The sequence below is a fragment of the Sphingorhabdus sp. EL138 genome, from assembly GCF_945882965.1.
GTDB lineage: Bacteria > Pseudomonadota > Alphaproteobacteria > Sphingomonadales > Sphingomonadaceae > Sphingorhabdus_B.
Window position 1 is genome coordinate 1 of record NZ_CAMCWY010000038.1, and the last position, 3870, is coordinate 3870.

General features: G+C 53.3%; 4 protein-coding genes and 1 tRNA gene. 2 read left to right on the forward strand and 3 right to left on the reverse strand.

The genetic code is table 11. The features are described from left to right. Positions 1–177 precede the first annotated feature (177 nt). The 3 genes from Q0N43_RS11460 to Q0N43_RS11470 form a co-directional block, all read right to left on the reverse strand. Positions 178–363 (reverse strand): hypothetical protein, encoded by a 186-nt coding sequence (locus Q0N43_RS11460; protein WP_295446470.1) that lies wholly within the window; start codon positions 361–363, stop codon positions 178–180. 243 nt (positions 364–606) lie between these two features. Continuing rightward, positions 607–1824: a tyrosine-type recombinase/integrase gene (locus Q0N43_RS11465; protein WP_295446472.1), complete on the reverse strand. Its 1218-nt coding sequence runs from the start codon at positions 1822–1824 to the stop codon at positions 607–609. Between the two features lie 153 nt (positions 1825–1977). Beyond that, positions 1978–2054, reverse strand: a tRNA-Arg gene (locus tag Q0N43_RS11470). A 192-nt stretch (positions 2055–2246) separates the two neighbouring features. On the opposite strand from Q0N43_RS11470, the gene Q0N43_RS11475 reads away from it, so the two are divergent. Beyond that, positions 2247–3392: an acyl-CoA dehydrogenase family protein gene (locus tag Q0N43_RS11475; protein ID WP_295446474.1), complete on the forward strand. Its 1146-nt coding sequence runs from the start codon at positions 2247–2249 to the stop codon at positions 3390–3392. Beyond that, positions 3389–3870: enoyl-CoA hydratase/isomerase family protein (locus tag Q0N43_RS11480; protein ID WP_295446477.1), on the forward strand; the 482-nt coding region annotated here is incomplete at its 3' end. The genes Q0N43_RS11475 and Q0N43_RS11480, both read left to right, overlap by 4 nt.

A 3870-nucleotide genomic window follows, 5' to 3' on the forward strand; every position in this document is an offset into this window, starting at 1 on the left:
CTTCCGCTTCCGCGCCAGTGCCGCAGCGCCCAAAAACAGAAAGGAAAAACCAACCTCTTGACCCAAAACCCGCAACGCGGGATATACCAACCACCCGGGTCACTTCTCAGTGAAAATAACGGGTCACTTCTCAACGACAATCAACAGGCTAAGCGCATCAAGGTTTAACCACTTACTTCATCGATTTGGCGTTGCACATTCAGATAGTTTTTTAATTTGCTCTTCAGCGCCTACAGTGATGCCGAAGAACTTTCTAAGCCAAAGCTTGATTTTGCGATGTCCTCCCTCATCTGTCACATCGACCAAAATATCTCGGTTTGCTCCATCGTTGACGTAAGAAATTCCACCCTCAATAGGCATCATTCGTACAGCCATTGATAGAGACCCAGCCCACTTTGACCCGAGGCAGCCCTGAAGTTCTGCTAGGCTTCGCTCGGATTTTATTTCCCAACGAGGTGGTCTTTTTCGCCACTCTTCTAGGGTCGCTGCTAAAACCAAAGGGCAGACTGAGACAATTATCAACAATTTTGATATTCTTGATTTTGAGATCATAAATCAGTCCTAATCCACATTACTGGAGATAGATAGCCGAGTGCCCCAGCGGCTTTACCCAAACGGATAAACCTTGCCGTTACCATCTCCAACCGTCTGATTACCCTTCGATATCCGAGCAGCCAAGGCTGACGAGACGGTCTGTCCGTAAAACTTCTCCAGCATCTCAACGGACGTTCCCATCTGCCTTGCCAGTAGGAACGGGCTAGTGTCGTTCGACAGTCGCATCGTGGCATAGAAGTGCCTAAGGGAATACAGCGTCCGAGATCCGCCGTTACGTTCAACAGGTACTCCAGCAAATTTTAGCAGCGCATTGAACGCAGTCTTCATAGACTGAATTGGTGCTCCGTCCTTGTGGCAGAACAGCACCTCATCAGTTGGCGGGTTCTCGCCCAGTTCTTCGATACGCCGATCGTAAAGCCGTTCGACATACTTCTGGGCACCAGCTTGGAATACAACTTCACGGGCACCCGTTTTGCCTCTGACCTCCGCAATGAGTCGAGTATCGTCCTCGGTCTTGACGGTGCGAAGATCACCCCAGCGTAGTCCCCGAAGCTCACCGACCCGCAGTCCTGTATTAGCGAGGATTAGGATGTAGAGCTGGGCGAGGTTGCGCTGTCGGCTGGTTGCTTTGGTCTGTCCTTCAGTTACCCATTTCCGTGCTGCCGTGTAGATCTTCTTCCACTCTTCCAGCGTGAAGGTTGGTCGCCGTTCAAGTGAAGCCTTTGGTGGATCGGTATCAGGGACCGCCGTGATGTAACCCTTCGATACGGCGTATTTGAACACTGGTAGGATAGAGGTCCGTTCCCGTCTCAAGGTGCCGTTCGTTGGCTTGGTGCGGTTGTAGTTCTTCTTCCGCCATTCCCAGTAGTCAGCAAACTGGACAGGTCCGATATCGTTCATTCGCATCGGACCAAAGAAGGTGAGGGCATAGACCCGAATACGTTCAATAGTGGCTTCCCAAGATCCACCCTTGCGAGTGTGTCCCATCGTAGCGACGTACTTTTCCCACTCGGCAAAGACCTGTTTGAAGGTCTTCGACTTGATGCTGCCGCCCGTTTTGACGTGGATGTAGAGCTCTTCATAGTAGTTGAGGGCAAAGCGTTCGGCTTCACGTTGATCAGACGTCTTGGTGCTGATTCGCTTATAGCCAGTAGAGTTTGGAACACGGACACGAGCCTGCCAGACAGGATCCTTGAGGTTATCCCGTTTGTAGAGGATGACCCGCCCGTCACCCCGCAGATCAATCCGAATATCACCGTCACTAGCCATAGACTGCCTTCCTTCGACTCTCTCAGCCTAATCAGGAAGTTGGTGAATGAACATAGAAATTTGTGCACGATTTGTGCATAGCTAAAAAGCGCTATTTAAGCCGCAATCGGCACATCGATGCGTTTAAATATTGTTATATATCAATGAGTTAAATGGCGCACCCAAGAGGATTCGAACCTCTGGCCTCTGCCTTCGGAGGGCAGCGCTCTATCCAGCTGAGCTATGGGTGCGGGCCGAGTTTGGTTAGCAGGCATGACCCCGTTGCGCCAAGTTTTTTTTGGGGCGCGTTTTTATTTACGCCGTTGCTGTGGCTCGGCCGTATGGAAACCGCGCGGTTTGAGCGCACGATCCTGCCGGATGCATTGCGCATGCGATTAAGCTAATGGCTGGAAAACTGAATATGGCGATGCTACGGCGACTTTATGCAAAACCAGTTTGAACTCACGGATGATCAAGTCGCCATACAGGACATGGCACGCAAATTCACCGCAGATGCGATCACGCCTTTTGCCGCCGAATGGGATGAAAAGTCGCATTATCCGGTCGATGTGTGGAAAGCCGCAGGCGCGCTTGGCTTTGGCGCGATTTATGTGTCTGAAGAATCGGGCGGCACTGGTCTTGGCCGGTTGGAGGCGGCGTTGATCATGGAGGCGATGGCGTATGGCTGCCCCACCACCAGCGCGTTTATCTCCATCCATAATATGGCGGCATGGATGATCGATTGCTTTGGCAATGCTGAGTTAAAGGCGCGTTATTTGCCTGAGCTTGTGTCGATGGAGAAAATTGCAAGCTATTGCCTTACCGAACCCGGCAGCGGGTCGGACGCTGCGGCGCTGAAAACCAGCGCGCGGCGTGATGGCGATCATTATGTGCTGAATGGCACAAAGCAGTTCATTTCGGGCGCTGGCTATAATGACGTATATGTTGTGATGGTACGGACGGGCGAGGACAAGACGAAGGGCGTGAGTTGTCTTGTCGTGGACAAGGACACGCCGGGCCTTAGCTTTGGTCAGCCTGAGAAAAAGCTTGGCTGGAACGCCTCGCCGACCGCGCAGGTGATATTTGAAGATTGCCGCGTGCCCGTTGCCAATCGCGTGGGCGCAGAGGGTGATGGCTTCCGCTTTGCGATGATGGGCTTAGACGGCGGACGGTTGAACATTGGCGCGTGTTCGCTGGGCGGCGCGCAGCGTTGTCTGGATGAATCCATAGCCTATACCAAAGAGCGTCAGCAATTTGGTCAGCCCGTTTCCGAATTTCAAAATACGCAGTTCGTGCTTGCCGACATGGCAACCGATTTGGAGGCCGCGCGCGCCTTGCTCTATATCGCTGCGGCCAAGGTGACTGCGAACGCGCCGGACAAGTCGCGTTTCTCCGCCATGGCAAAGCGCCTGTCGACCGACAGCGGCAGCGAGATTGTTAATCAGGCGCTGCAATTATTTGGCGGCTATGGCTATTTGCGGGATTATCCGATTGAGCGTTTCTGGCGCGACTTGCGCGTCCACTCCATCCTTGAAGGGACCAATCAGGTTATGCGCATGATTATTGGCCGGGACCTGTTGCGCCAATGACCGATGATATTTTGCTCAGGGTCGAAGGTCATTCTGGTTTCCTAAGCCTGAACCGGCCATCGGCGCTGAATGCGCTGACGTTGCCTATGGTGCATGCCATGACTCAGGCGTTGCTCGCTTGGCGCGACGATGACGCGGTGAAATGCGTCGTGATTGACCATGCCGACGGGCGCGGTTTTTGCGCAGGCGGCGATATCGCTTTCTTGCGCGATTCGGCGATCAATGATGGCGGCGTGTCGGGCCGGAAATTCTTCCACGACGAATATCAACTGAACCATTTGTTGTTCACTTACCCAAAACCAGTCGTGGCGTTCATGGACGGCATTACGATGGGCGGCGGCGTCGGCATTAGCCAGCCTGCACGTTTCCGCGTGGCGACCGAGAACACTAAATTTGCGATGCCTGAAACTGGCATTGGTTTGTTTCCCGATGTTGGCGGTGGATGGTATCTTTCCCGGCTTGAGGGGCGCGTGGGACA

What these genes read in the sequence shown, in the direction of transcription:
- Q0N43_RS11475 (WP_295446474.1), top strand. Translation starts at nt 2,247, where the DNA reads ATGCAAAACCAGTTTGAACTCACGGATGATCAAGTCGCCATACAGGAC.
- Q0N43_RS11460 (WP_295446470.1), bottom strand. Translation starts at nt 363, where the DNA reads ATGATGCCTATTGAGGGTGGAATTTCTTACGTCAACGATGGAGCAAAC.
- Q0N43_RS11465 (WP_295446472.1), bottom strand. Translation starts at nt 1,824, where the DNA reads ATGGCTAGTGACGGTGATATTCGGATTGATCTGCGGGGTGACGGGCGG.